Genomic DNA, 26,171 nt, shown 5'->3' with positions numbered 1-26,171 from the left:
TTATCTACACCGCCCACCCCAGCGTGATCGCTGCCAGCGTCAAATAACGCAAGGCTTTTGCAAGTGTCACAACGAGCAGAAAACTCCACAGCGGCTCACGCATGACGCCGGCGATCATGGTAATCGGGTCACCAATGATGGGCACCCAACTGAGCAGCAATGCCCAGCGTCCATGCCGTGCATAAATGGTTTGGGCTTTGTCGAGGTGGCGCTCGCTGACGGGGAACCAGCGCTTGTGCCGAAAGCGTTCAATCGAGCGCCCCAGGTACCAATTCACGACCGAACCCAGTACATTTCCCGTCGTTGCAATCAGCAACAGAAGGATTGTCGCGTAGCGTTCCGAAAGGAGCATGCCGACCAGTACTGCTTCAGACTGCAGCGGCAGAAGCGTTGCGGCACCAAATGCCACGGCCAGGAGGCCCAGGTAGCTGGTCAGCTCGAACACGATGTCATCTCACGAATACAGACCATTCCAGCCGTGGATACCCACGTAAATCCCTACGCAGATGATCAGCACGCTGGAAAGATAGGGTGCGCGCCGGGCAGCGGCATTGAGCCAGGGGAAACGGTTTGATGCTTTGCGAGCGCCGATAGCGGCAGCGGCCCCGACAGTCACCAGCGTGATTGCCAAACCAATGCTGAAACACAGCACCATCGCGGCCCCCAGCGTGACTTGTTTGACTTGCAGGCACAGCAGCAAAACGGTGATTGCAGCGGGGCAGGGGATGAGTCCGCCGGTCAAACCGAACATCAGAATCTGACCGTTGCTGACCTCACGATTGGTGAAGCGCTTGCGGATGTCGTCAGCATGGGCCTTCTCGTGAGCATCCTGATAGCCCCCGGCAGTCAGCGCCAATCCGCCCGGATTGCTGTGATCATGGCTATGGCCGTGGTGATGTTCCAGATCGTGGTCATGGCTGTGGCTGTGGTGGTGCGTTTCGTCGTGCCCGTGGTGAGCACTGTTTTCTTCCTCAAACTTGAACAACTGCTCACCACGCCATGTGCGCCACAGCATCCACAGCGCGATGGCGATGATCAGCGCTGAGGACGCAAGTTGAAAGTAGGGCTCGGTCGTTTCAGCATCCAGGCCCTGCCCCAGATACATGCCGCCGATAGCGATCAACCAGACAACCGCAGTATGCGAAAGCGTCGCCGCCAGCCCGAGCATGACAGCCTGCTTCACCGAACCGCGGATGGCCACGATGAACGCCGCCATCATGGTTTTGGAGTGCCCCGGCTCCAGGCCGTGCAAGGCGCCCAGCAGGATGGCGCTGGGGAAAAACAGCCAGGCGTGAGAACCGCCTTGCTGCAACAGACTGGCAAAGTCGGGCATGGGAGACCTACAGGTATTTGGTGATTTGCTTGAAAGCTTCCAGCGGTGCCCGATCGCCGTTGGCGAGTGCGCCCATCGTGTTCTCAAGGCAATGATCGATGTGATCCTGAATCAGCGTGCGTTTCGCCTGGCACACCGCCTTCTCGACAGCATGCAGCTGCTGGGCAATGTCCACGCATTCGCGACCGTCTTCGATCATGGCGATGATGCTGCGCAAGTGGCCGTCTGCACGCTTGAGGCGTTTGATAACCGCCTCGTGGGACTGGTGCGTGTGGTCATGTGGGTGTTCGTGCTCGCTCATTGCTTGAGCCTGTTGTGTGACCGATTCAGGCTGGCACTGTATCCCCCCAGGGGGGATAGGTCAAACGTGTTGCCGATGGTTTTATCAACGATGATTTCAACCGTTGCCGGCGAATGCCATGCACGTGGTCGGATGCGAAGATCACCAGGCTACCAGTGAACGGGCATAAACGCGGCTGAATGCATTTTTCGGGTCAGCCGTGGTGCGTTTGTTGTGAGCGCTCAATCTTCCAGCGCACACTAAGTGCCAGAAGAATGAAGCATGCACCGACCCATCCTACGGCGCCGACGCCGACTCTATCTGTAAGCAATCCTGTGATCGCTGCACCTATGCCGATACCAAGATTTATCATCGATACGTTTATGGCATTGATCAACTGACCTGCGTCCCCAGCTCTTTGTAGCACGTCGATACCGATGAGAAGACTGACGCCTGCGTGGCTGCTAGCGACAATGATGACGGCGATTGGAACCGCCCAGGTGAGGCTGCCAAACAAAGACAGAAAGCACATACCGGCTGCCATCGTCATCAAGACCCGCCTGAACAGGGGCTCAAGATCGTTCTTCACACGTTTGGATAAAATGAGATTGCTCGCGATGTCAGCGATGCCGTAGAGGCACAGGAGTAGCGTCACGCTTATTTCGCCGAAGCCAGTTTCCTTTTCCATGAAGGTAGCCAGGAAATTGAATACCGAGGCTACGCCCGCAAACATTAGGCATGAACTGATCAAGGTCATGGCGACGTCGGATCTCAAGGCGACACGGACGGTGTCGCTCAGGTTTTCAGTCTGTCGCGATTCTTCAGTAGGCCTCACCCAAATCCACACGGTTAGCAAAGCCACACTGCTCAGCGCTGTCATCATCCACATTGCCATCCGCCAGTTGGTAGCGTCTGCGATGAGTTTGCCTACCGGGACGCCGACAACCGACGCGATCGAGATCCCTACCAGGACTCTACCAATCGCCAGGCTTTCATTGCGGCCTTGCGACAGCGACTTCGCGGCCAGAGCGGCGTTAGTCCAGAAAACAGCGACACCGATACCACCGAGTACACGACCGGCGAGGATGATGTAGTAATCGTTAAACGCTGCCGAAATCCCATTCCCGAGAACCAGTGCCACACACGCAGATATCAGAAGGGAACGTTTGGAGGCGCGGTGCGCTAACACTCCAATAATGGGCGCGCTGATACCCATGCCTAAAGCAAAAGCTTTCACGAGCCCACTCGCCGCACCGATGGTGATGGCAAGCGATGTAGCAATTTGAGGCAGTAGGCCTGCGACGATAAATTCAGAGGAAAGCATTACAAATGCAGTGAAGGTCAGCGCATAGACCCTAGGGTTAATCGTGCTGCGGCCTTGAGTCATTGGAAAATCTATCCTCTAAGTTCAGCGGACATAACCTGCCGAGAGGGGGGTAGTAAAAGTGACATTTTTTTGAGGGGCAGGGCGGTTGCTCAGGTTTTGAATAAACTGAAGAAGCCTGGTAGACGCAGCATCATCAAACCGGGACAGCCAGTAAAGCTGTCGCGGTTGGTCTGCGTTTTAGCGGTTAGCGTCGGCCAGGCCAACCTCAATGAAGCGCACGGAGCTCTCCATCGCCTGCTGACCTTCTGGCAGCATGGTGGCGTAGAAGTGCCAAGCGTGGAACATTGCCGGCCAAACTTCCAGGTCGACGCGAACGCGATTATCAGCGAGGTGAGTCGCAAGGCGCATCGCATCACTCAACATCAACTCGTTCTCGCCAATCTGCACCAAAATTGGCGGGAGACCGGTGACGTCCGCGAACACGGGAGAAGCCAGAGGATGATTGGCCAGTGCGTCGCCCAGGAATGCTCTAGCGAGGATATCCAGTACAGGCTTGGAGTTCAGTGGATCCAGACCTTCACGATTGCTCATGGAGGCACCGGTGTGTTCAAGGTTTGCCCATGGCGAGATGGACGAACCAACTGCAGGCAGTGGAAGCCCTTTGGATTTCGCAGCCACCATCACGCTGACAACCATCGCGCCGCCGGCTGACTCGCCAGAGAATGCGATCTTGCTAGCCGGGATCTTCTGCTCAAGCAGCCACTCGTAGGCGCGCAGTGTGTCGTCAATAGAGGCTGGGAACTTGTGCTCAGGTGCAAGGCGATAGTCCGGCATGTAGACACGAGCGCCGAGCATTTTTGCGTAGTTGCCGCCGATGCCGTGGTAGCCGTCTGGACGGCCAACAATGTAAGCACCGCCGTGAATGTACATGACGACTGCGTCGGTTTTGATCTCATCAGGGGTAACCAGTGTGCCCGGTACGCCGCCCATGTCGACCGCTTCGAATTTGACGCCAGCTGGCGCTGGATTTTGCGCGAGCATTTTTGCGTAAGAGTCGCGGATGTCGCTCATTTTTGTAGTGGTATCGATCCCCTTAAGAACGGGTACCAGATCGCTCAGGCTGTTGGCCCAGGTTTGGACGGCTGCTTGTACTTTAGTGTTCATAATGACCTCAATTGATCGTTGGGCAATGGAGTAGCTAATTGAGATAATATGCTTGGTATTGGGGAATAGGGTTCCCCATAATTGGTGCTGAGCCGCCCGAACGTTGACGCCCAGAGGTCTCCATGGAACTCCGCAACCTGAACGACATTGCCGCCTTTGTAAGCTCCGTAAATGCTGGCAGCTTCACTGCGGCGGCGAAGCAGCTGGGGCTCACTCGCTCGGCGGTGGGGAAGTCGATAGTCAGGCTTGAGGCTCGTTTGCAAGTACGCCTGCTCAATCGCACCACTCGCAGCTTGAGCATGACCGACGACGGCCAGGTTCTTTATGAGCGGTGTGTGGGTGTTCTTCAGGATCTGGACGATGTGGAAGACGCCTTGGCGTTTCGCCGCTCGACTCCCAGTGGACGGCTGCGGATGAGCCTGCCGGTTGCATTGGGCAGGCTCCACGTTCTCCAACACATCGAACGCTGCCTGAAAGATTGGCCCTCCTTGAGCGTGGATATCACTTTTTCCGACAGGTTGGTCGATCTTATCGATGAAGGATTTGATCTGGCCATGCGTATCGGGCCGCCCAAGGAGGACTCTAGGCTACTCACACGTACAGTGGCCTACCAACAAATGATCACCTGTGCTTCACCAAAGTATCTGGCTGAGCATCCACAGCCCCAAACGCCGGACGATCTTTCCGAGCACCAGTGTCTGCATTTTGTGAGCGGTGGAAGACTGCTTCCCTGGAATTTTCGAGTCAATGATCGCTCTTTGTCCGTTACTCATGGCGGAAGGCTGCAAATGGACAGTGCTGAGTCACTGCACCAGTCAGCTGTCGCTGGTTTGGGTATAGCTACTCTGCCGTCCTACGTGATTAACGACGACTTGCGCAGCGGAAAGCTCGTTCAACTGCTCGCGGAGTACGCGGAGGCGGCGGAGCCTATTCGGGTGATCTACCCTAGTAAGCGGCACCTCTCTCCAAAAATTCGACTCTTTATCGATAAGCTCGTAGAGGCTTGGTCGCCTTGTCCGCCGTGGGAACAGCATTCTGACCGGTGACCCGATTGCGTTTGGATGGTCAGTGCCTTGCTTGCGCACGGCGCTTCGCGGCTGCATGCGTTCCCGCCCTCACCACCGTTAGGGTACCAAACACATCATCGACTTCTTTCAACAGAAATGGGTCAGTCATCCATGGACGGTTTCGAGAGAGCGCTCGTAAGCCAACTATAGGTACGCAGCACTGATGCTAAGACAAGCGGCTCAGCGCTGCTTCGTCATGCCCTTAGCGCGGTTTTTCTCACATAAGTGATTTCTTCCCAAAACTTACTTTGACATGCAGGTGGATCGCCTGGGGCGCTAGCCAATGCATGGTCTGTCTGGACGGAGTCGACGGTGCACCCAATTTTGGTGATTCCAGGGAGATGCTTGGGGAGTTGGGGTTTAGGAACTGCGAAGAGGCTTTGAGGGGCTTTCTGATGGGGGGGAATCCCCTGGAAGGCCCAGAAAACGATGGCGAGAAATGGAGCGGGTAGAGGGAACAGTACGCTGCGTCCAGTCCATTGTAATTAAAGATATTCATCTCGCATGGGCTGCGAGATTAGAGCGCATGTACCGAGGCTCCGGCCTAGACAAGTCAACTGGGTCTACTGAGCGCTGACGACATCCATCGACGGCTACCAATGCATTGAATCACCTGCGCGGACGAACCAGGGATGCGCTGCGAAAAATTGGTGAGCGCACCGGCATGTCGTACGCTGATGCGCGAGTGGATCGGGTGATCAACCACCCTCTCAACCGTTCATGACGCGCGCAAAGAAGCCTTGGTGCAGCCAGCGCGGGGTGGCCCAGATAATGGCCGCGCCGATCTTGTTGCCCAACCCAGGGACAATGCTGATACGACCCTTGTGGAGTGCGCGGATGCCCGCACGGACTACCGGAGCCGGCTGCATCATCGCCAGCTTCAATCCGAGGGTGATCTTTTGCTGCGCAGCCTGAGCGAATCCTGTGTTGGACATACCTGGGCACAGCGAGGTCACGGTGACGCCATCGCGCTTGAATTCACGGTGCAGCGCATCTCCCAAGCGCAGGACGTATGCCTTGGATGCACCATAAACAGCCATGTCCTCCACACCCCAGAGCGCCAGCAGACTGGCAACCAGCAGGATCCTGCCGTGACCGCGCTGACGCATGTCGGCGCCGAACAGTCGGGTCATGACGGTGAGGCTGGCGATATCCAACTGCACCATATCCAGGGTGCTTTGCACCGAAGTGCCCAGGAAGGAGCCTTGTAGCCCGTGGCCGGCGTTGTTGATGAGGATTTCCACCTCAATGCCCCGCTCATGGAGGCTGGAATGCAAGGCTGCTATGGCGGTTACTTCTGACAGGTCAACTTGTTCGGTGATGATTTCCACTCCGTGCTCGTGGCGCAGCGTAGTTGCCAAGGCCTGAAGGCGGTCCAGCCGACGCGCGACGAGAATCAACGGGTGGCCTTTAGCTGCGTATTGCCTAGCAAATTCTTCGCCGAAACCGCTGGAAGCGCCGGTGATAAGTACCCAGTCTGTGTTGTTGCTTGGCATGGTGATAGCTCTGTGCGTGGTGGACGACGTGGCCTGGATCCTGGCTTTCAGGCAAGATTGGAGACCGATGGTCCTTAATTTAAAAGACCAGTGGTCTTTTATCAAGCGAGGTACAGGTTTTCCTATGAATTCGTTCACGCCATATGTCCGCGCACGCTCGGTTGAGCAAAAAGAGGAGCGCCGCCGCCACCTTCTAGCCACTGCTCGCGCGATGCTGGATGACAGCCCGGGGGCGCTTGATCTGGGAATCAATGAGCTGGCGCGCCAGGCGCAGATGACAAAGTCCAACGTCTATCGCTACTTCGAAAGCAGCGAAGCTGTACTGATAGACGTGCTCGTAGAGGAATACGCCGGCTGGCAGGCCGAACTTGGAGTAGCGCTGTCACAGGACGGCAAGGCCGAGGCAACTGTCGAGGACATTGCAGCGGTCTTTGCGCAGACGTTGTGCGCGCGTCCTTTGCTGTGCCGGCTGACAAGCATCATGCCGTCCATTTTGGAGCGCAAGTTGTCGTTCGAGCGCATGGTCGAATTCAAGCGCAACTTGTTGGCGTTGCGGCATCAGGCTGCGCAGGCCTTCCATGCGCGCTTGCCAGAGATCTCGGTAGATTCGTTCGAGGAGGTGATCAAATACGCGCTACCGCTGATCATCGGGTTGTGGCCGCTCAGCAATCCGATCGATGTCGCGGCACAAGTGATTGCGCTTCCGGAATTGGAGGGGCTGCGCTACGACTTTCAGCATGATGTCGAGCGCGCCTTGCTGACCTTGCTGCGTGGTGCCCGCTGCTGAGAGGCTTTTCTCAAACTCCAGCGATGGTCCTGTGGCCATTGGTAGTTACAGAGGCAGCACAGAAGTTCGATCAAGCCGGTGCGCGCTGGTTTGAATAGGCCGAGCATGTGCCGCACGATCTCGATGGCTTGCACAGGCAGCGGCACGATGTAGGGCGGGATGTCAGTTACGCGCTTTCGCTTCTTCTTGGTCAGCATCTTGCGCTGCTTGAGCGACATCACCGGGATGATCCACAAACCTTGTTCCAGATCGAATTGGTCCGGCGTGGCCAAACGTAGTTCGCCTGTGCGTACACCCGTGAGCAGCAACAGGCGAATGGCCAATTGGGTCATCTGCATGCCGCAGTACTTGCGAAGTGTCTGCAGAAACAGGGGTAGCTCGGGCATACGCAGGAATGGGTTGTGCTCAACAGGCGGCAACGGCATAGCGACCACGTGTAGATCGATGGCGGGGTGCTCGACCATGCCCGCAATGACTACCATGGCGTAGTCGGCGAGTTGCTTGAGCCAGGTGCGGACCTTTTCGGCGACGGACAGTGACTCGCGTTTCTCGATCCGGCCGATCACCTCCAGTAGCACCGGACGGGTGATCTAGTAGATGGTGTAGCGTTTGAGGCAAGGGAATACATCTTTTTTGAACACGCGGCGGATCTGTTCCAGCGAACTCTGACGACCTTCTTCGAGGGTCAGTTGCCGGTGTTCCATCCACTTTTCGTAGACCGCCATGAAGGTGTTTTCGCCAGCCAACCGGATGGCCTGGCGTTTTTGCTTTCGGTCGGTGCGCGGGTTGATGCCCTTGGCGACGAGGGCACGGGCCTGGTCACGAAATTCGCGCGCCTCGCGCAGAGAGAGTTCGGGATAGCTGCCAAGCGAAAAATCCGGGCACGTTGTCCAACCCAGGTGTAGCGGAAGTGCCAGGCTTTGCCGCCAACAGGGGAGACGTAGAGGAACAAACCATCGAAGTCTGCGAGGGTGTAGGGCTTGTCGGAAGCCTTGGCTTGCCGGACGACCATATCTGTGAGCATGCGTACCAACTCCTGATGCTGCGAGTTGGATGCGATGTTTGTTCTCAGGTGGCCTGCTCTTCCAGCAACAATGCGGAACGGGTGTTCACCGCATTTTTTACCGCAAAACGTACCGATTTGCACCGGTAGTCAGTGGATTTCGCTGGACGTCACTGGACTGAAGAAGAGGGGTAATTCAGAACCATATCAGTCACTTACAACGTTCCTTGGCGCTGGGTGGACGTCAGTGGAAAGTTGAAGTGGAGCGGGTAGAGGGAATCGAACCCTCAACTAAAGCTTGGGAAGCTTTCGTTTTACCACTAAACTATACCCGCTCTGAGAGCTGCTCTGAGCGGCTGACTTTGTACCAGAACCCTGCCTCGATTTGAAGCGCTAATTTCTCCCCGCAGCGCTTTCCCTGCCGATTGCCGCAAAGAAAACCACCCGCCAGCCTCTGACTGCCGCGCGCCAGCGATGGTTCTCTTGTGTGATTTCAGAAGGCGAGCGCACGATGGTCGTGAACCCCTCTATAAACAACGCATGAAGCTTCCCCCGGTTGCAGGAATTGCATCAGCGCCTGTTTTGAGTCGTTGCAGGCGGCTTTGTGTTCCATGTCCAGAAAATGACCGGTGGCTTCGATGGTGCTGAAGCTGCAGTTCTGCAGGTATCGGGAGAACTGTGTGGCGTCGCTGGCGGAGGTGTATTCGTCCCAGGCGCCGTTGATGAACAGGACCGGGGCTTTGATCTGCTGGCCTGCCGTCAGGTAGTTGTCCGGGTCAAGCTCCAGAATCTGGCTGAAGTGGTAGTGCATCTGGTCATACTCATGACCGTCGAGGGTGCTGACGTGGCGGTAGTTGAAGCGCTTGAACAGCGACGGCAGGTGTTTGCCGATGGTGTCGTTGATCAGGTGGCCCATGTCATAACGACTGTGTGTGGCCAGATGGTCGAGGCCCTTGTCCAGGTAGTCGCGCATGGGGCCGTTGATGACGGGCGAGAACGAGCTGATGACTGCGCTTTCGATCCGTTTCGGCCGATGCGCCAAGGCAACCAGTGTCGCAGCGCCACCCCAGGAGAACGACAGCACGTGCTCGGCGTTGAAATGGTCGATCAGCTCCAGCAGGAGCTGGCCTTCTTCTTCGCGGGTCAGTGGTGCGCCGTGCAGGTTGTGGGGTTTGGACCTGCCCGAGTAGGGCTGGTCATAAAGCACCACGTTGAATGTGGGGTGAAGGTTACGCACGGTCTGTGCAAACGATGCGGTGGTGGCCAGTGAGCCGTTGACCAGAATGATGGTCTTTGCGGCGGCATCATCGGTGCGATAGAGCTCGGTATAAACCCGAAACTGTCCTTGTATGTCCAGCACTGCTTTTTCTGGCGACATAGGTGTAACTCCTGGCGTAAACAGGTAAGCGTGCATATGACGTTGCACGGTTTTCGTGACAGGCAGGCGATAGTGATTAAAGGCCCATGTCGATCCGATAAACTGTTCGACAGGTATTGTTATTGGCGGGCAATTTGTCGCGAGTCAGCGGCTCGATACGACAAAGAGTTTCTTGGAATAATAGATGGACGCGTCAGTCGCATAAGGGCTGACACTTGCAGTCAAGCAGTCGAATCCATAATCCGCCAGCACGGTTCGTGAGTTGTTTTGCTATTCCGCCGAACGGCTGTGACTTTCTAAAACAGGGCTATTTCCGCAGCCTGCAGCGAGCGGTAGCCGCCGGGTGGCAGGGCCGGGTCGAGGATCAACGCGCCGATGCTTTCCCGGTGCAGTTGCAACACTTTATTGTCGAAGTGACCGAACATCCGTTTCACTTGATGGTAACGGCCTTCGATGATGCTCAAGCGCGCGCTTCGCGGCCCCAGCACGGTCAGTTGTGCCGGTTGTGTGATGATGTTCTCGAATGAGAAAAACAGACCTTCGGCGAATGTTAGCGCATAGCGCTCGTCGATAAGTTGCTCGGTCTCGACGTAATACACTTTGGGCATTTTGGTGTGCGGCTGAGTCAGCCGTCGCGACCATTGACCGTCGTTGGTAATCAGCATCAGGCCGGTGGTGTTGAAGTCCAGTCGTCCGGCGATGTGCAGTTCGTGTTTGTCAGGCTCGTCGAGCAAATCGAGCACTGTTGCGTGCTGCGCATCGGTCGTTGCGCTGACGCAGCCTTGCGGCTTGTGCAGCATGAAGTAGCGCGCGGCTTTGCCGGGCTGAAGGATTTGCATATCGAACGCTACGCAACTGAATTCACGCACGTCGTAATGCGGGTCTGTGGTGATTTGCCCGTCCACCTGCACCCTGCCGCTGGCCAGTGCCAGACGCACGCTCTTGCGGTTGAAGCGGGGCAGGTTGCTGAGGAAACGATCAAGGCGCATGAGGAGGGCGACGCACAGCGGATGAGACGCGCATCTTACTCTGTGAGAGGGCGGGTCTCCTACGGTCTCTGGCCAGAATCAAAAGCAGGCTTGTGTACAACGCCGAGCGCGCAGCGAGGGCACAGGCACGCCTGATTACGGATGTCTTCCGGCAGGGCGGCAAGCAACGCCGGGTCGATGTTTTCCGAAAAACACCAGCAGGGCTGATCTGCAGTGCGCGGGTCAGCCAGGCTGCACTGGTTGCTGAAACCGCACACAGGGCATAGGCGGGTGTCGGTCAGGGCGGTTGTCATACAGGTATCAGGCACCGTGCTGGATGATCGGAGTAGTGGGTGCATGATAGACCGGGGCGCGGCGCAACACTGCCGATATTGCTGCGCAGCGACAGTGCACCAGCAATATTCGGTCGTAATGAATGCCTTGTACCGACAGACTGTTGAACAGATCAGCCAGTGACGGAGGCGTCATGCCGAAGCGGTTGCGCACGGTCAGCACGTCCGTCGGCGTCGGCGGCAGCCAGCCCCTGAGCGGCGAGGCATTCGAGTTGCGCACCACCCGCGCGATCTCCTCGTAGGGCTCATCGGTGGTGGTCTGGAACTTGGACAGGCTGTAGTTTTTCAGCCTGCCGGGCAGTGACGTGCCGGCGATGAACTTGTCGGTGATCAGCGTGGAGTCGAAGAGTGGCGTTGGCTGAATCAGCGTGTTTGCAGCCGTATTGGAGATCGCGAATGGCCGGACGTTCTTGTTGACGATGCGATGCAGTTTGGGGTCCACCAACTCGTAGCCATGTGGGGCGTAGGTGCGGATCTCCGAGCCGTTGGGGATCTTCACCGTCGCCGTCCACGGCGTGTAATACCCGTGCGTGCTGACCACCAGCGTTCTCGCCTGGCCGCGGTCCGATGTCCACAACAGAAACCTGCGGCCCAGTTTCCAGGCATGCACCGGTATCAGGCTTGGTGATGCAGCCTCGGCCATGCTCCAGCGCTTGAGCAGCGCATCGGTGTGAAAGAACTTCTCCAGCCGGGTCTGGCGCGGCTTCATGAGCCGCTGGCGTAACCGGGCGACGCTGCGCGGTGCACTGAGGGATCCGCCAGCCACCCGCGCGGTGTGCCCGGCAGGCTTCACGATTCGGCTCAGCGTGTGCAGCAACCTCGGCGTTTGCGTGCCCAACTGCATCAAGCCCAGCGATAACGTGGCCAGCAGCGCCTGGTTCTTTTCTGCATAGCGACCGCCCGGCAAAAGGGTCGCGGCAATGCTCAGTGAGGTGAGGCCGATTTCTGTCGCCAGTGAAGCAACGAAGGCCGGTGTCAGCAACAGCGACATGGGCAACAGCAAACATTGCAAATGCTGCAGGCGCGAGGTCCAGTAGGCCTGCGAAACCTGCTCCGATGTCACGATTCTGTCTTCGGCATCATCCAGTGCGTTTTGTTTGAGAAGTTGGTGGAAAAAGGCAAACGGCGAGCCTTCCAGCCTTTTTTCGCACAATGAATGGTGCAGGGCTTGTTGTGTATCAGGGTTATACAGTGCATCGGTCCACGGACGCAGGATGGACGCGGGCGGGCTCGGGGCCTGAACCCTGCCCCACAGCTTGAACAGGTAGTCCAGGCGTTGGTGATGGCGGACCGGCACATAGCGCATCACGGCCTCGCGCCAATCGGCTTGCGCCGTTTTCTGATTCAGATAGCCCTCAAGTGCCTTGTCATCGGCGAACTCCATGAAGGCGTCAGGATGCCCTGCCTGATAAAGCACTTTCGGTTTGCCCGGTTGGTCAATGACCAGCAGCCCGGTGTATTGATGCGTCATGCCATCGATCAGCGCGCCCTGGACGAAAAAGCCCAGTGCCAGCCATGGGGGCCGCGCTGAGGTCGCGAGGGCTTCTACGACCTGATCAAAGCCGCCGCGCTTGAGATGGCCGCGCTTGAGGCTGATCAACGCCTGGGTGATGAGCGTGGTCAGGAGTGTCTGCTCGATTGCTGCCTTCTGCTGCCCCCAGAATTCATCAATGCGCCGCGTCATCCAGGACAGAAAACCGAACGCCTTGATGTAGCCCTCAAGTGCTTGCGCAGGGATTGCGAGCAATTGGCCCTGATCCCTTTCGCCTTTGCCGGTGGTGTCGAGAAAGACCACCGTGCGACCATCGCGGTCAAGGTAGCCTTGTGGGTAATCAACGCGATAATTGTTCATCAGCGCTTCGCTCAGGCTGACCGGTTTTTCATCCGGCGTATGAACGTACGTAGACGGATTGCGCGGGCTGCCCAGCGGGTTGATTGAGCTGCCGGACTGATAGGCGATAAACACATGGTCCGGGTTGAGCGTCAGGCCGTGGTGTTCCTGTAGGTACGCTGCCATTACCTGGGCCGCCATTCTGGACGCCACCGGTATCTGCTGCACAATGCTGGCGTCTGCCTGCCAGAGGTCTACGGCCCCGGCCAGCGCCAGGCTGCGTGTGATGGGGGTGAGCCGTTCTATGTCTGAGTGTGTGTCGCTACTGGACGACGTTTCGGCAAGCAATGCTTGCGTCAGCTCACTGAACAGGTCTTCTGTGGTCAGTCGCGCATCGGCAGCAAGGCGCGCGTCCTGCTCAAGGGCATGCAGTCGGTGGCCGTATAACCCCGAGGCATTCATGGCTGCCAGCAGCCTGTCGGTCATGTGTTGTGGATCATCGCTGATGTATTCGATGACCTTACCCTTGGCGCCCAGCACGTGAATGAAGCAATGCGAGGTGGTTTTCGAGCGTATCTGGAAAATGCCCGGCACGGTTTCGCCGCCGAGTGACAACACGCGAACCTCGGATTTTTGCGCGCACCCGCTTTGTTCCAGCGCCTGTGCGTCGACAGGAAATTCGCTCAGCCCCAAGGCGTCCAGCGCCAGAACGTAGCCATCGAGGCTGATTTGCCGGTAAGCGTATTGGCGGGCCAGCGTGTCCAGAAAGCTCAACCGTGACAACACGCGGAAGGTCTCTGCATGGCGGGCCCGGAAAGCCTCGAGCATTGCGCTGTAATCGCGGTCCAGAGGCAGCTCGCTGACCCACCTGAACGCCTGCGTGGTGCTCAGTGACGGGGTCTCGTCAGACAGCGGCATGTCAGTGATATCGCTGCGATTCAAGGCCACAAGCAGCGCCGGGTCGAAGGTAGCCAAAGCCAGCTCGGTCAGCGACAGGCGAGCGCTGTAACGCTCATACCCATCGTCGTCCACAGCGGGGTGGTTCTCGGTGCTGAAGGTCATCGTCAGTGTGTCGGGGTTCAGTGTCTTGCCGGTTTTCTCTGTGAGCTGCGTGATCAGTTGTTGGCGAACGTAGTGCTGTCGGGACGGTGGGAAGTCCATGTCCAGCTGGCAAGCCTTCAGGAGCAATGCCGAGTGTGCAATCAGCTTAAAACCGGGGCTTGCGCGCAAGGCCTTGAGTTGGCGTTCGATGTGCGCAGACTGCCCTTCAGGTTCGCGCTCTTCAGGCAGCAGCGGCGTGGGGTTTTCAGGCGGTGGGAAAGGGAACGGTGGCACTGTAAATGGCCGCGCAGCGTTGAGCGTATCTTGCCGTGCGCTGCCGTGTTCGGGCCGCAGGATACCGGGCTGCTCCAGCAGGGAAGAGTAGGATTGAAACAAGGTGTCTTGGCGAAGCGGATTCCAGGGGTGGTTCATGACGGCCGGTCAAAGTGAATGGATGCTCACTATGTCGGAAGGCGTGCCTGCAAACGGCATAACTATTTATCGAGAGACAGGTGGCATACCCAGGCATGCCACCTGTTCGGTCACAGCTGTTGCAGGTAGGCGCGCCAGCCGCCGAGGTGGCTGATATCGCGAGCGCCTTCAAGCCCGGACGTTTCGCAAATGAAGCCGGTTTCCCAGCGACCATCGGCCAGTTGCACTTTGCCCAGGCCGAGCGGTGCCGGAATACCGGTCAGGAACGAGCCCAGTTCGGCGCTCGGCAGCTCCCAGACTTCAACGGCAATCGCTACGCCGTGCTCGGCCACCCGCACCATGCCGGGCCTGAACGGCGGGCCGCCGGCCAGTGCGTAAAGTTGATAGTCGGCTGAGCTGTATGTGACCTCCAGCAAGCGGGCACCGCGTTGTATGAGCTGCCAGTTCAGCGCCAGGCCGTCCAGGTGCGCGCCGCAGACCACCAGCCGGGCCATGTCGTTGCGGGCGGCATTGCTCGGCGCGGGCAGCAACGGGCTGTCACCGCCAATCAGCGGCAGGGCGGTTTGCCGCTGGAATGCATCGGCGAGACTGAGCAGATACTGGTCAGTGAACGCCCGCCCGAACAGCGTCACGCCCCACGGCAGGCCGTTGCTCATGAAGGCGCTGGGTACTGCGATGGCGGCATAATCGAGCAGGTTGACGAAGTTGGTGTAATAACCCAGTTCCGAGTTACGCAGCACGGGCTCGGCGAGCAGTTCTGCCGAGGTTACCGGGCGACCGATGCTCGGTGTCATCACGCAATCCAGTCCCTCCAGCGCCTGATCACACAGCGCTTTCAACGCTTGCAGGCGGTATTGCGCGCGAAAGGTATCGACCCCGTTCACACCCGGTGCCTTGGCCAGTACATCGCGAATCACCGGCAATACAGCCTCTGGATGCTCTTCCATCAATGGCCCGGCGATGCTGTAGCGCTCGGCCACCCACGGGCCGTCGTACAGTAGCTGTGCAGCTTCCAGAAAGGGCGACAGGTCCAGCGTGACCGCCTCGCCGCCCAGCGCAGTGAGGCGTTCGATGGCATCGCTGAACAGCTGCGGCCCTTCGCTGCAGCCGAAAAACGCCAGGTCTTCACTTCGCGGTACACCGAAGCGCAACGGACGGGGCGCGCCGAACGCCGAGGCGTCGTTCCACTGCGGGTTGCGACGGCTGTACGCGTCGCGCGGGTCAAACCTCGCGACCAACCCCAGCAACTGGCTGGCCTCTCTTGCCGTGGCGGTGAAGGTGGAAACGCAATCCTGCGTGCGGCACGCGGGCACCACACCCGCTGTGGAGATCAAGCCCTTGCTGGCTTTCATGCCCACCAGATTGTTCAGCGCTGCAGGCACTCGCCCCGAGCCTGCGGTGTCGGTGCCCAGCGAGAAACTGCTGACCCCCAGCGCGACCGCCAGCGAAGAGCCGGAGCTTGAACCGCCGGACGGATATTCGTTAAGAATGCTGTTGGGACAAACGCCATAGGGCGAGCGACTGCCATTGAGGCCGGTGGCGAACTGGTCGAGATTGGTCTTGCCCATTGGCACTGCGCCCAATGCGATCAGTTGTTCGACAATGGTAGCCGAGCGCTCTGGCGTGTAGGCGTAATCCGGGCAGGCGGCGGTGGTTGGAATGCCGGCCAGGTCGATGTTGTCCTTGATCGCGAAAGGTACGCCGTACAGCGGCAGATCCTTGAGGTCACGGCCCTCCAGTGCGGCCAGATAAGGCTCAAGTTCAGCCGGGCTGAGCAGGTGAATGAACAGGTGATAAGCGGGGTTGAGCGCAGCGGCCTTTTCCCGCAGGGCCAGAATCAGCTGGCGCGGCGACAGATGGCCGGCCTGGTAGGCGGCGCGTACGGTGTCCAGACGCAAGTTGTTCGGCAGAGCTGTGTCGTTCATGACAGGATTCCCTCGAAGTTGAAAAGTTGATCGGTTCAGTCTGCTGCCAGCACTACGACCCGTTGCCCGGCGCGGACTGCCGAGCCAGGTTGCACCCGCACTTCCTGCACCACGCCTGCGACCGGTGCGAGCAGCGGGATTTCCATCTTCATCGACTCCAGAATCACCAGCACATCGCCTGCTTCGACACGCTCGCCGGGTTGCACCTGGACCTGCCAGAGGTTACCGGCAATGTGGCTCTCGACGCCTTGCTGGCCCGCTTGCAGCGGCAGTTCTTCGATGTATGGCGCGACACCTTCATCGCTTTGGAAATCAGCCTGGCCGTTGGCAATCCAGCGTTCACGTTCGGCGTTGAATGCGCCCTGTTGTTGAGCGCGGAACGCCGCGATGCCGTCAGCTTCACGGGTCAGAAAGGTCTGGTAATCGGCCAGGTTCAGAGTGCTGTGTTCGATGTTCAGCGCAAAACGGCCCAGCGGAAAATCGCGGCGAATGCGCAGCAGTTCGTCGGCGCTGACCGGGTAGAAGCGGATCTGATCGAAGAAGCGCAACAGCCACGGTTTGCCTTCAAAGGCTGCGACTTCGCGGTAGCGATTCCACATCTGCAACGTGCGCCCGACAAATTGATAACCGCCGGGGCCTTCCATGCCATACACACACATATAGGCACCACCGATGCCGACCGAGTTTTCGGCAGTCCAGGTGCGCGCCGGGTTGTACTTGGTGGTCACCAGACGGTGACGCGGGTCCAGCGGGGTGGCAACCGGCGCGCCCAGATACACATCGCCCAGGCCCATGACCAGATAGCTGGCGTCGAACACCGTGCGTTGCACTTCGTTGAGGTTGGGCAGGTCGTTGATGCGCCGGATGAACTCCAGATTGCTCGGGCACCACGGCGCGTCCTTGCGCACGGTGGTCATGTATTTCTCGATGGCCAGCTGGCAGGCCGGATCGTCCCAGGACAGTGGCAGATGGACAATGCGTGAAGCGACTTGCAGGTCTTTCGCTGCACACACGGCGTCCCATTCGCCAGCAATAATGACGAGCATTTGATCAAGCGGCAGTTGCTCGGGGCGATAGTGGACTTGCAGCGAGCGAATGCCCGGCGTCAGGTCGATCACCCCTGCCAGCGCCTTGGCTTCCAGCGCCAGCATCAACGCATGGCCGCGCAGCCGCAGCACCAGATCCAGCTCGGGCGCGCCGATTTCCAGCAGCAGGTGAGTGTCGCCGGACAGCCGCGCAACGAGGCGTTTGTCGCCCTGACCGATGTCGAGAATGATCGGGCTGGGCAGGCTGGCTACCTTGTGTGGGAGCGAGCTTGCTCGCGAAGAGGCCGGTACATCCGATGCATTTTCTGTGTCTGGAATAGTGCCTTCGCGGACAAGTCCGCTCCCACTGGTGTTAAGCGGACCTTGTGGGAGCGGGCCTTGTGAGTTCATTGCTGCATGACATGCCTCGACACTCACTGGATAAAACCTGACCTTGTCCCCGGCCTTCAACTGTCCCAACTGCCACAAGTCCGCTTCGATGATGGTCACCGGGCAAACGAAACCGCCCAGGCTCGGGCCGTCCGGGCCGAGGATGACCGGCATGTCGCCCGTAAAATCCACCGCGCCAATGGCATACGGGTTGTCGTGGATGTTGGACGGATGCAGACCCGCCTCACCACCGTCCGCGCGGACCCATTCAGGCTTGGGGCCGATCAGGCGCACGCCGGTGCGGCTGGAGTTGAAATGCACTTCCCAGTCGGTCGCAAAGAACGTCTCGATATAGCTTTCGGTGAAGTATTCCGGCGCGGCGTGCGGGCCGTAGATCACTCGAATCTGGCGAACGTCTTGCAGCGCGTCGAGTTGTTCATCGGCGATTTTTTGCCCGGCAGTGCGATCAACCAACCGCGCGATATGCAGCACATCACCCGCGCGTAAGGCCCGACCGCCATGACCGCCGAACTGGCCAAGGGTAAAGGTGCTTTTGCTGCCCAGATAATCCGGCACGTCCAGCCCGCCACGCACGCACAGGTAACTGCGTACACCCGCCCCGGCAATGGTGCCCAGCGCAAGGGTCGAACCTGCACGCACCAGCAACGCGGTGTTCATGGCGCAGGACTCGCCATCCAGCGTGATTGGAATATGCGCGCCGGTCACGGCGATCACCGCGTCTGTGTTGAAGCGCAGCAGCGGCCCGCTCATGGTGATTTCCAGCGCGGCGCAGCCCTCTGCGTTGCCCAGCAGCCGGTTGCCCTGACGCAAGGCGCGGCTGTCCATCGGACCGGACGGCGGTACACCGACCGCCCAGTAGCCCAGCCGGCCGGGATAATCCTGAACGCTGGTTTGCGTGCCGCCGCTTAACACCTCGAACGTATCGGCGCGATACACCAGACCTTCCAGGCAACGCGTCCACGGCTGACCACCGGCGAAGGGCGCGTCATCGATGATTTGACGCAGGTAGTCTCGGTTGGTCTCTACGCCATACAGGCGCGTCTGCTGAAGCGCGGTAGCCAGCCCGGCGCTGGCTTGATCGCGGGTGGGCGCCCAGCTGATCAGCTTGGCGATCATCGGGTCGAAATACGGCGGTATTTCGCAACCGGCTTCGACCCAGGTATCGATGCGCAGCGCATGCCCATCAGCAGGCGGAAAATTCACTGCGGTCAGCAGGCCGGGGCAGGGCTGGAAATCGCGGCCTGGGTCTTCGGCATACAGTCGCGCCTGAATGGCATGGCCGACCGGTTGCAAGCTGGCCTGCAACTGACTGAGCGGCGGCAGATCACCGGCAGCCAGTTGCACCATCCAGCCGACCAGATCGACGCCCCACACCTGTTCGGTAACGCCGTGCTCGACCTGCAGGCGCGTGTTCACTTCCAGAAAATAGAAGCGCTGGTCTTCACTGTCGAACACAAACTCGACGGTCCCGGCGCTGCGATAATTGACCGCTTTGGCCAGCTTGATCGCCGCCGCGCACAGCTCATCGGCCATGCCCTCCGGCAGGTTCGGGGCCGGGGTTTCTTCCAGTACTTTCTGGTTGCGGCGCTGCACCGAGCAGTCGCGCACGCCCAGGGCCAGCACCTCGCCCTGGCCGTCGCCGAACACCTGCACTTCCAGATGGCGGGCGCGCTGGATGTATTTCTCGATGAACACGCCCGCGTCGCTGAAATTGTTCTGGCCGAGGCGTTTGACGGCCTCGAACGAGTCCGCCAGCTCCTCGGCACTGCGGCACACGCGCATGCCGATACCGCCGCCGCCCGCCGTGCTTTTGAGCATGACCGGATAGCCGATATCACGCGCTGCGGCGATGGCCGATTCCAGGCTGTCGAGCAGTTCGGTGCCTTCCAGCAGCGGCACGCCGTGTTGTCGGGCCAGCGCGCGGGCCGTGTGCTTGAGGCCAAACACCCGCAGTTGCTCGGGCGTCGGGCCGACGAAGGCGATACCGGCGTCTTCGCAGGCCTGGGCAAATGCAGCATTTTCGGAGAGAAAGCCGTAACCCGGATGAATGGCATTGGCGCCGCTGGCTTTGGCGATGGCGAGGATTTTGTCCACCGCCAGATACGTCCCGGCCGCGCCGCCTTCGCCCAGGCTGTGGGCTTCGTCGGCCTGCATCAGGTGCAAGCTGGCAGCGTCAGCTTCGCAATACACGGCCACACCTTTGACCTGCAAAGTGCGCAGGGTCCGCAGAATGCGGCAGGCAATGGCGCCACGGTTGGCGATCAGCAGTTTGTCGAACATGGCATAACCCCGGAAACCCAGCCGCGCTCGGTTTCGTGGTGGGAAGCGGGCCGTCCCGCTATTGATCTATCTACGCAACGGTCGTCCGTTGCTGAGGACGCTTGCCGGGTCAGTCGCGAATCAGCAACTGTGCAGGCGTCGGGTTGTAGCCGTTGCACGGATTATTCAATTGCGGGCAGTTGGAGATCAGCACGATCACGTCCATCTCGGCACGCAACTCAACGTATTTGCCGGGCGCAGAAATACCGTCTTCAAAGGTCAGGCCGCCGTCGGCGGTCACCGGCACGTTCATGAAGAAATTGATATTGGGGCCGATGTCGGCCTTGGTCAGGCGACCGTCGTGCAGGCAGGCGCGCAGGTAGTTGTCGCGGCAGCTGTGCATGTAGCGTTTTTCCAGGGCGTAACGCACGGTGTTGCTCTCTTGTGCACACGCGCCGCCCAACGTGTCGTGGCGACCGCAGGTGTCATCGATGATGGTCAGCATTGGCCGGCCGAGGTTGGAAAACAGCACGCTGCCGGTGGTCAGGTAAACGCTATTCTGACGGCGCAAGGTGCGCTGCACGTCATAGCGTTCGCGCGGGTTGGCGAGGCTGAAAAACAGCGTGTCGACGGCCTGATTGCCCTCCAGGTCGAGAATGCGCACGGTTTGCCCGGCCTTCACTTCGGCCAGAAAAGGCTCACCTGCCGCAATGGTCGCGTCGCAGCAATGATGATTATGTGAGTTCATGACAGGGCTCCTCAAGCGAACAGGCGGTCGGTGTTGATGAAACCGCGCTCGTTTTCCGGGCGCGAGGTGCGGCAGTGCTCGGCGACGCTGGCGTCGGCTTTCATCCAGCTGAGCGTGAGCGGTTGCGGCACGTAGTCAGGGTTGGGGTCCATCGGGTGTTGCAGCGCGGTCAGCACCACCAGCGTGTCCATCGGCGCATACAGCTCGATGTAGTCACCGGCTTTCGAGTTGTTCGGGGCAAAATGCAGCGTGCCCGTTTCGCTGACATCGACGCGGCTGAACAGGTTGAGTGTCATCAACAGGTCCGACAGGCCCAAGCCCCATTTGCCCAGCTCGACCAGCAGGTTGTCGACGCCGTTGCGAAAGAAGCCATTGCGCAGTTCCTGATAGCGGCCCTGGCCGTATTTTTCAGCGACTTCCTGAGCGTTGAGCACGCCACCTATGCTGTCGCTCCAGCCGCAGGTGTCAGTGACGATGGCGGCCAGCACGCGGCCCATGTCCGAATACAGGCAGTGGCCGTTGCTCAATTTGGCCGTGTGCTGACATTTGAGGCTGTCGGGCAGGTTCAGCCGCTCGGTTTTTTCGTGAGCGTTGAGCAGCGTCAGGCTGACGTTGGCATTGCCGTTCAGGTCAGTCAGACGCAGCAGCTCGCCGCGCTTGAGGATGAAAGAGCGGTGGCCGCCACCGGGCAGCAGTTCTTCGGCAAAAACCGGGTAAAGGGTGGTCGAGTCAGTCATTGAACGGGCTCCTCTGAAACGGTAAGCAGCGAATCGATGGCGGCGCGTTCGGCGCGGCGTTCGCTGTTGAGGGGGATGTCGTAAGTGATGCGCGCGCCATACGCACCGGGCTCGTGCGGGTCGTGGCGGACCTTGTCGAACACCAGCAGACGGGTGCCGAGGTTGAAGCCTTCGGACAGGTCGTGGGTGACCATGAACACCGTCAGTTTCGTCTCGCGCCACAACTCCAGCAGCAGGTGGTGCATGTCCTTGCGAATGCCGGGGTCGAGCGCGCCGAAGGGTTCATCCAGCAACAGCACGCGGGGTTTCATGATCAGTGCCTGAGCGATCGCCAGCCGTTGTTGCATGCCACCGGACAACTGCGTCGGGTACTTGTCCAGCGCGTGGCCCAGGCCGACTTTTCCCAACAGTTGCGCGGCCTGCTGGCGTGCCTCGCGTTTGGCCCGACCGAACAGACGGCCTGACCAGGACGCCCGGGGCAGTTCCAGGCCCAGCGCCACGTTGTCCAGCACTGACAGGTGCGGAAACACCGAATAGCGCTGGAAGACCACACCACGGCTCGCGTCCGGCTCATCGCGCAGGGCCTTGCCGTCCAGCGTGATCAGGCCGCGACTGGGCGTTTCCTGACCCAGCAACAAGCGCAGGAAAGTGGATTTTCCGCAGCCCGATGCGCCGACCAGCGTGCAGAACTCGCCTTCGGCCACGTCCAGATTCAGGCCCTCAAGCACCACTTGGTCGTCGTATTGCTGCCAGACATTGCGCACACAGATAAAGCTCATGCGCGGGCTCCTTCGTACCAGGGGAACGCGCGGCGGGTCAGGGCTTTGAGGCCCCAGTCCATTAGCCAGGCAAGCAGGGTGATCCACACCACGTAAGGCAGAATCACGTCCATCGCCAGGTACCGGCGGACCAGAAAGATCCGGTAGCCCAGACCGTCCGTTGAGGCAATGGCCTCGGCGGCGATCAGAAACAGCCATGCCGAACCCAGCACCAGGCGCAGGGCGATCAACAGGCGCGGTAGCAGTTGCGGCAGGACCACCCGCAGAATCAGCGTCCACGTCGACGCGCCCAGTGTCTGGGCCTTGATCAGCAGTTCGATCGGAATCTCCCGGGCGCGCTGTTCCAGATCACGGGCCAGAATCGGCGTGATACCGATCACGATCAGCATCACTTTCGACAGCTCACCCAGGCCGAAGACAATGAAAAGAATAGGCAGGATTGCCAGCGGCGGCACCATCGACAGCACCGTCAGCAAGGGCGACAGCGGTGCACCGAACAGTGGCAGAATGCCCGACGCAATGCCCAGACACAGACCCAACAGCGCGCTGATTCCCAGGCCGATGGCCAGACGCTTGAGGCTCGATGCCGAGTCTTGCCACAACAGGTAGTCGCCGGTTCGCGTGTCTGCGGTAAACGCCATGCGGTTGACCGCATCGGCCATCTGCACAGCGCTGGGCAGCAGTTTGTCGGTGGGGTTTTCCGCAAGCCGGGTGGCCGAGCCCATGAAATAGGCGAACAGCAACAGGGCGAACGGCAGGATCACCAGAATCAGGCGACCGGCGCGATCCGGATGGCGGTTTATCAAGCGCATGGCAATGACCTTTTTACGAAACGTGATTTACAGCTTGCCGTCGGCGGCCATCTGCACGTAGCTGGGGTCAAAGTGCAGCTTGAGATTGGCCTTGTCGCCGAGGACCACGTCATTGGCAAATGTCATGCCGACTGCGTTCGCATCACGCGCGCCTTCACCGAGCAAGTCGTGGGCAAACGAGAAGTCCGCGACCTTGCGCTGGGTGTCGGGCAGTTGTTTGCTGGTGGCGAACTCAAGCGCTTCCTTGGGCGTGGCGAACAGCCTGGTGGTGTCGAGCTGCGCCTGGAAACCGGCCAGATCAGTACCCGATGCCTTGGCCATGTGCTCCAGTGCGGTTTTGCTCTGGGCGTTTTTGGCGTTCATCAGCGCGACCACTTCAAACCATGCGCCGGTCAGGGCTTTGCCCAGGGCCGGGTTATCCTTCAGGGTCTGAGTGTTGACGACCATCATGTCCATAATCTCGCCAGGGATCTGGCTGGAGTTGAACACTTCGGTCACGCCAGGCTTAGCCTTGATGTCCGACAGCATCGGGTTCCAGGTGGTGACCGCCTGCACGTCATCGGTATTGAAAGCAGCCGAGATATCGGCATCCGAGGTGTTGACGACTTTCAGGTCTTTTTCGCTGAGCTTGGCGGAGTCCAGCGCACGGGCCAGCAGGTAATGCGACACCGACAGTTCGACCAGATTGACGTCCATGCCTTTCAGGTCGGCGACTTTCTTGTCTTTGCCTTTGAGTACGATGCCGTCATTGCCGTTGGAGAAGTCACTGACGATCAGCGCCGTGCTTTCCACGCCACCAGCGGCCGGGATGGTCAGGGCGTCCATGTTGGTCATGGTGCAACCATCGAACTGGCCGGCGGTGTACTGGTTGATGGATTCGACGTAGTCATTGAGCTGGGTGACATCGATCTTGATGCCGTATTTCTTGGCCCATTTGTCGACGATGCCCTGGCTGCCTGCGTATTCCCACGGCATCCAGCCTGCATAGATGGTCCAGCAGACGTTGAAGTGATCTTTCTGGGCGGCATTCGCCGAGAGGCTCAACGCAGCCAGCAAACCTGCGGTGAGCAGGCTGAAGAAACGAGACTTTTGCATGTTGAGAAATCTCCAGTAGTGAAAAAAGGCGGCCAGGAGCAACGTGACACCACTGGTGTCCCTGTCTCCCGGGCTTTTGTCCCGCCGTGTAACCTCTACTGGAGGTCGCCAACTCTCGGACCAGCCACTTGCCTGTCGGCAAGTCGGAACCCTAGTCGGCTATTGCAAATTGTGGTGCCGCGAACCTGTGTTGACTCCTGCACAACAGTCCTCAAGCGAGAGTTGTGCCAACTCGCGCAAAGCACCGGTTTCAATGAGGCGCTGCTGAAAGAGGGCGCTTGATGGACGCAGAACTGCCTTGTGCTGGTGCGACGCTGCACCGCGATGAGGCGCGAGGTTTTCGGCCGTTGCGAAATGTTTTGTAGCATCTTTGTAAGAAACTGCGACAGTCCCGCAAACCATGGTTTCAGAGCCTTTTCCAGATCGATTGCCAGTGCGCAAACGGCGCAGAAGGTAAAGGGCCCAGGGCACTAGAAGGCCTTTTCGCTGTCTGATTTTTCGTCCGCCAACCGCTTTGGCGGACGCCGACCAGCGTCGCTGGTTTGTGCCCAATCGCGGTCCAGGAGGCCGCCATGTATCGAAGACCCTTGCTTATCACGTTGCTGACCCTTTTCCTCACTGGTTGCTACGCAGGCCCTGGATACTACGAATCTGACGTGTACACACAGCCGACGACGGTCGTCAGCGGGGGTGCTTACGCGTACGACAACGGCTACAACGCCACCTATTATCAAGAGCGGCGCGTCTACGTGGCGCCGCAACCGCGTTATTACACCCAACCTCGCTACTACGCTCCGGCACCGCGTTATTACGCGCCACCCCCCGTGCCGCGCTATTACCAGCCAGGACGCCCGCCGGGCTATGGCTGGAGAAATGACGGCTTTCGTGGAAATGGCGGTTTCGGGCGTAACGACGGTTTTCGCGGAGACCGTGGCAATCGCGGCTGGGATGACCACGGTGGTCGAGGCGGGCGCGATGGCCGCGATCATGGACGAGGCGGACGCGGTGATGGTCGTGGTGGTCATCGGTAGCTGAAACCTGCGCGTTTACTACAATGCCAACGCTGTGAACTGACTATCGTGCTGACGCTCTGCGTCGGCATGCCTTTCTGGACGCTCTGCGTCCGATTCTGGATGCGCAGAGCGCAACCGGCATTGACTTTGCTGCCGGGCTTTTCTAGTGTCCGCGCATTGTTTTTACCGGATGTAACCATGACGAGCGATGACCGCATCAAGCTTGAGCCAAGCTGGAAAGAAGCCCTGCGTGACGAATTCGAGCAGCCTTACATGGCGCAGCTGCGCGAGTTTCTGCGTCAGGAGCATGCCGCTGGCAAGGAGATCTATCCGCCGGGGCCGTTGATTTTCAATGCGCTGAACTCCACGCCGCTGGACAACGTAAAAGTCGTCATTCTCGGTCAGGACCCGTACCACGGCCCTAACCAGGCCCACGGCTTGTGCTTCTCGGTGCAGCCAGGCGTGCCGACGCCGCCTTCGCTGGTCAACATTTATAAAGAGCTGAAACGCGACCTGAACATCGATATTCCGAACCATGGTTGCCTGCAATCCTGGGCTGATCAGGGCGTGCTGATGCTCAATACCACCCTGACGGTCGAGCGCGCCAATGCTGCGTCTCATGCGGGAAAGGGCTGGCAGCATTTTACCGACCGGATTATTCAGGTGGTCAGCGAGCATCAGCCGCATCTGGTGTTTTTGCTGTGGGGCGCTCACGCGCAAGGCAAGCAGAAGCTGGTCGATGCGACCAAGCATCTGGTGCTGACCTCGGTCCATCCGTCGCCGCTGTCGGCGTACAAAGGCTTTCTGGGCAACGGGCACTTCGGGCGCGCCAACAAGTACCTTGAGCAAAACGGCCTGGCGCCGATCGACTGGCGATTGCCTGCACTCTGATCAATGTGGATCAAGG

21 protein-coding genes, 1 tRNA gene, 1 pseudogene and 1 riboswitch are annotated in these 26,171 nt (G+C 59.3%); of the genes and pseudogenes, 4 read left to right on the top strand and 19 right to left on the bottom strand.

Annotated features, from left to right (window positions below; translation table 11 throughout):
* Nucleotides 1–4: 4 nt before the first annotated feature.
* The 5 genes from QRN38_RS17470 to QRN38_RS17450 form a co-directional block, all read right to left on the bottom strand.
* Nucleotides 5–445: a YqaA family protein gene (locus tag QRN38_RS17470; protein WP_005764689.1), complete on the bottom strand. Its 441-nt coding sequence runs from the start codon at nt 443–445 to the stop codon at nt 5–7.
* A 9-nt stretch (nt 446–454) separates the two neighbouring features.
* A complete protein-coding gene (locus QRN38_RS17465; RefSeq protein ID WP_054069127.1) occupies nt 455–1,333 on the bottom strand; it encodes a nickel/cobalt efflux protein RcnA in 879 nt (292 codons plus the stop codon).
* A gap of 7 nt (nt 1,334–1,340) precedes the next feature.
* A complete protein-coding gene (locus QRN38_RS17460; protein WP_017701954.1) occupies nt 1,341–1,634 on the bottom strand; it encodes a metal-sensing transcriptional repressor in 294 nt (97 codons plus the stop codon).
* A gap of 193 nt (nt 1,635–1,827) precedes the next feature.
* A complete protein-coding gene (locus QRN38_RS17455) occupies nt 1,828–3,000 on the bottom strand; it encodes an MFS transporter (protein ID WP_057418234.1) in 1,173 nt (390 codons plus the stop codon).
* Nucleotides 3,001–3,177: 177 nt separating this feature from the next.
* A complete protein-coding gene (locus QRN38_RS17450; RefSeq protein ID WP_010202458.1) occupies nt 3,178–4,104 on the bottom strand; it encodes an alpha/beta hydrolase in 927 nt (308 codons plus the stop codon).
* Nucleotides 4,105–4,226: 122 nt separating this feature from the next.
* Here QRN38_RS17450 and QRN38_RS17445 point away from each other — a divergent pair, with 122 nt between their 5' ends.
* Nucleotides 4,227–5,150: a LysR family transcriptional regulator gene (locus tag QRN38_RS17445; RefSeq protein ID WP_010217689.1), complete on the top strand. Its 924-nt coding sequence runs from the start codon at nt 4,227–4,229 to the stop codon at nt 5,148–5,150.
* A gap of 731 nt (nt 5,151–5,881) precedes the next feature.
* Here QRN38_RS17445 and QRN38_RS17440 read toward each other — a convergent pair.
* A complete protein-coding gene (locus QRN38_RS17440; RefSeq protein ID WP_007246828.1) occupies nt 5,882–6,667 on the bottom strand; it encodes an SDR family NAD(P)-dependent oxidoreductase in 786 nt (261 codons plus the stop codon).
* 124 nt (nt 6,668–6,791) lie between these two features.
* Here QRN38_RS17440 and QRN38_RS17435 point away from each other — a divergent pair, with 124 nt between their 5' ends.
* Nucleotides 6,792–7,454 (top strand): TetR/AcrR family transcriptional regulator, encoded by a 663-nt coding sequence (locus tag QRN38_RS17435; RefSeq protein WP_007246827.1) that lies wholly within the window; start codon nt 6,792–6,794, stop codon nt 7,452–7,454.
* Nucleotides 7,455–7,525: 71 nt separating this feature from the next.
* Here the strand turns inward: QRN38_RS17435 and QRN38_RS17430 are convergent.
* The 13 genes and pseudogenes from QRN38_RS17430 to QRN38_RS17370 form a co-directional block, all read right to left on the bottom strand.
* Nucleotides 7,526–8,478: pseudogene (locus tag QRN38_RS17430) on the bottom strand (tyrosine-type recombinase/integrase); the annotation flags it as partial.
* Between the two features lie 240 nt (nt 8,479–8,718).
* Nucleotides 8,719–8,792: transfer RNA gene (locus QRN38_RS17425), tRNA-Gly, on the bottom strand.
* Between the two features lie 158 nt (nt 8,793–8,950).
* Complete coding sequence (locus QRN38_RS17420; protein WP_007246824.1) at nt 8,951–9,835, bottom strand: alpha/beta fold hydrolase; 885 nt, start codon at nt 9,833–9,835, stop codon at nt 8,951–8,953.
* A 296-nt stretch (nt 9,836–10,131) separates the two neighbouring features.
* Nucleotides 10,132–10,824 (bottom strand): 16S rRNA pseudouridine(516) synthase, encoded by a 693-nt coding sequence (locus tag QRN38_RS17415; protein WP_005764714.1) that lies wholly within the window; start codon nt 10,822–10,824, stop codon nt 10,132–10,134.
* A 59-nt stretch (nt 10,825–10,883) separates the two neighbouring features.
* On the bottom strand, nt 10,884–11,117 hold the full coding sequence (locus QRN38_RS17410) for a cysteine-rich CWC family protein (protein ID WP_005764716.1): 234 nt from the start codon (nt 11,115–11,117) through the stop codon (nt 10,884–10,886).
* A gap of 7 nt (nt 11,118–11,124) precedes the next feature.
* Complete coding sequence (locus tag QRN38_RS17405) at nt 11,125–14,460, bottom strand: dermonecrotic toxin domain-containing protein (RefSeq protein WP_057418233.1); 3,336 nt, start codon at nt 14,458–14,460, stop codon at nt 11,125–11,127.
* A gap of 110 nt (nt 14,461–14,570) precedes the next feature.
* Nucleotides 14,571–16,385 (bottom strand): allophanate hydrolase, encoded by a 1,815-nt coding sequence (gene atzF, locus QRN38_RS17400; RefSeq protein ID WP_057418232.1) that lies wholly within the window; start codon nt 16,383–16,385, stop codon nt 14,571–14,573.
* A gap of 35 nt (nt 16,386–16,420) precedes the next feature.
* On the bottom strand, nt 16,421–20,101 hold the full coding sequence (uca, locus tag QRN38_RS17395; RefSeq protein WP_057418231.1) for an urea carboxylase: 3,681 nt from the start codon (nt 20,099–20,101) through the stop codon (nt 16,421–16,423).
* Between the two features lie 109 nt (nt 20,102–20,210).
* Nucleotides 20,211–20,828, bottom strand: a complete 618-nt coding sequence (locus QRN38_RS17390) for an urea amidolyase associated protein UAAP2 (protein ID WP_019333530.1) — start codon at nt 20,826–20,828, stop codon at nt 20,211–20,213.
* Between the two features lie 11 nt (nt 20,829–20,839).
* Complete coding sequence (locus QRN38_RS17385; RefSeq protein WP_005764729.1) at nt 20,840–21,565, bottom strand: urea amidolyase associated protein UAAP1; 726 nt, start codon at nt 21,563–21,565, stop codon at nt 20,840–20,842.
* Nucleotides 21,562–22,344: an ABC transporter ATP-binding protein gene (locus QRN38_RS17380; RefSeq protein ID WP_007246818.1), complete on the bottom strand. Its 783-nt coding sequence runs from the start codon at nt 22,342–22,344 to the stop codon at nt 21,562–21,564. Before QRN38_RS17380 ends, QRN38_RS17385 begins: the two co-directional genes overlap by 4 nt.
* Nucleotides 22,341–23,156 (bottom strand): ABC transporter permease, encoded by an 816-nt coding sequence (locus tag QRN38_RS17375; protein WP_057418230.1) that lies wholly within the window; start codon nt 23,154–23,156, stop codon nt 22,341–22,343. Before QRN38_RS17375 ends, QRN38_RS17380 begins: the two co-directional genes overlap by 4 nt.
* Nucleotides 23,157–23,183: 27 nt before the next feature.
* Nucleotides 23,184–24,251 carry a putative urea ABC transporter substrate-binding protein gene (locus tag QRN38_RS17370; protein WP_057418229.1) on the bottom strand — a complete coding sequence of 356 codons (1,068 nt, stop codon included), beginning with the start codon at nt 24,249–24,251 and terminating at the stop codon, nt 23,184–23,186.
* Between the two features lie 63 nt (nt 24,252–24,314).
* Nucleotides 24,315–24,417, bottom strand: a riboswitch (guanidine-I (ykkC/yxkD leader).
* Between the two features lie 490 nt (nt 24,418–24,907).
* Here QRN38_RS17370 and QRN38_RS17365 point away from each other — a divergent pair.
* Nucleotides 24,908–25,282 (top strand): hypothetical protein, encoded by a 375-nt coding sequence (locus QRN38_RS17365; RefSeq protein ID WP_020341470.1) that lies wholly within the window; start codon nt 24,908–24,910, stop codon nt 25,280–25,282.
* A gap of 180 nt (nt 25,283–25,462) precedes the next feature.
* On the top strand, nt 25,463–26,155 hold the full coding sequence (ung, locus tag QRN38_RS17360; protein ID WP_003378513.1) for a uracil-DNA glycosylase: 693 nt from the start codon (nt 25,463–25,465) through the stop codon (nt 26,153–26,155).
* Nucleotides 26,156–26,171: the final 16 nt, after the last annotated feature.

This window comes from Pseudomonas sp. CFBP2511 (genome assembly GCF_030209255.1).
Classification (GTDB): domain Bacteria; phylum Pseudomonadota; class Gammaproteobacteria; order Pseudomonadales; family Pseudomonadaceae; genus Aquipseudomonas; species Aquipseudomonas avellanae.
This window is presented reverse-complemented; position numbering and strand designations above follow the sequence as displayed.